The sequence below is a fragment of the Azotobacter armeniacus genome (genome assembly GCF_054779355.1).
The window spans coordinates 3,792-5,166 of sequence record NZ_BAAGYK010000101.1 but is presented as its reverse complement, the minus strand read 5'-3'; the positions used below and the strand labels follow the sequence as shown (position 1 = coordinate 5,166).

At 67.3% G+C, this 1,375-nt stretch carries 1 protein-coding gene and 1 pseudogene; both read right to left on the bottom strand.

Going from position 1 to position 1,375, the window contains the following annotated elements; genetic code table 11:
* A pseudogene (locus ACYVD0_RS13440) lies at positions 1-213 on the bottom strand (NADP-dependent glyceraldehyde-3-phosphate dehydrogenase); the annotation flags it as partial.
* Between the two features lie 73 nt (positions 214-286).
* Positions 287-1,375, bottom strand: a 1,089-nt coding sequence (gene eno / locus ACYVD0_RS13435) for a phosphopyruvate hydratase (protein ID WP_460427265.1), incomplete at its 5' end; no start/stop codon positions are given.

Here is a 1,375-nt window from a genome sequence, read left to right as displayed (position 1 = left end):
CAGCAGCGGGGTGCTGCCCAGGATGACCTGCTCGTCGCCCTTGTCGGTCTTCAGGTGGATGGGGCTGCGCACGGTGGCCAGCGGACCCTCCCAGCGGCACAGTTTGCCGTTGATCAGGTACTCGCGCTGCTCGATCGGCGCGCCCAGGCGGTACTGCTCGGGAATCTCCGCGGCAGTGGGGAAAAGGTTTTGCAGACGGCTCTCGGTGCTCATGACTCTACGTCGTCCTCGGTGTGATGTGGAAACGCGCCCGGCCTCGCCGGACGCATCGACCGTCCGGCTGAATTCAGTGGCTGCAGCAGCGGCGGCGCAGCAGCGATTCCGCGCTATAGGGCGCCTTGCCCTGCAAGGCCTCCTCGATGCGCAGCAGCTGGTTGTACTTGCCGACCCGGTCCGAGCGGCACAGCGAGCCGGTCTTGATCTGCCCGGCACGGGTGGCCACCGCCAGGTCGGCGATGGTGGTGTCCTCGGTCTCGCCCGAGCGGTGCGAGATCACCGCCGTGTAGCCGGCGTCCTGGGCCATGCGGATCGCATCCAGGGTCTCGCTCAGGCTGCCGATCTGGTTGTACTTGATCAGGATCGAGTTGCCGATGCCCTTCTCGATGCCTTCCTTGAGGATCCTGGTGTTGGTGACGAACAGGTCGTCGCCGACCAGTTGCACCTTGTCGCCCAGCTTCTCGGTCAGGTAGGCCCAGCCCGCCCAGTCGCTCTCGTCCATGCCGTCCTCGATCGAGACGATCGGGTAGCGTTCGCAGAGGCTCGCCAGGTAATCGGCGAAGCCTTTGGAGTCGAAGCTCTTGCCCTCGCCCGCCAGCTTGTACTCGCCGTCGTGGTAGAACTCCGAGGAGGCGCAGTCCAGGGCCAGGGTGATGTCCTGGCCCAGCACGTAGCCGGCGCGCTCGACCGCCGCCTGGATGACCACCAGGGCTTCCTCGTTGGAGGACAGCATTGGGGCGAAGCCGCCCTCGTCGCCCACCGCGGTGCTCAGGCCGCGCTCGGAGAGCACCTGCTTGAGGGTGTGGAACACCTCGGCGCCCATGCGCAGGGCTTCCTTGAAGCTGGCCGCGCCGACCGGCTGGATCATGAACTCCTGGATGTCGACGTTGTTGTCGGCATGCTCGCCGCCGTTGAGGATGTTCATCATCGGCACCGGCATGCTGTACTCGCCCGGCGCGCCGTACAGCTCGGCCAGGTGGGCGTAGAGCGGCAGGTCGCGGGCCGCGGCGGCCGCCTTGGCGGTGGCCAGGGAGACGGCGAGGATCGCGTTGGCACCGAGGATGTTCTTGTTCTCGGTGCCGTCCAGCGCGAGCATCGCCCCATCGACGGCGCGCTGGTCGAGGGCGTCGAGGCCGACCACCCGCTCGCGGATCGGGCT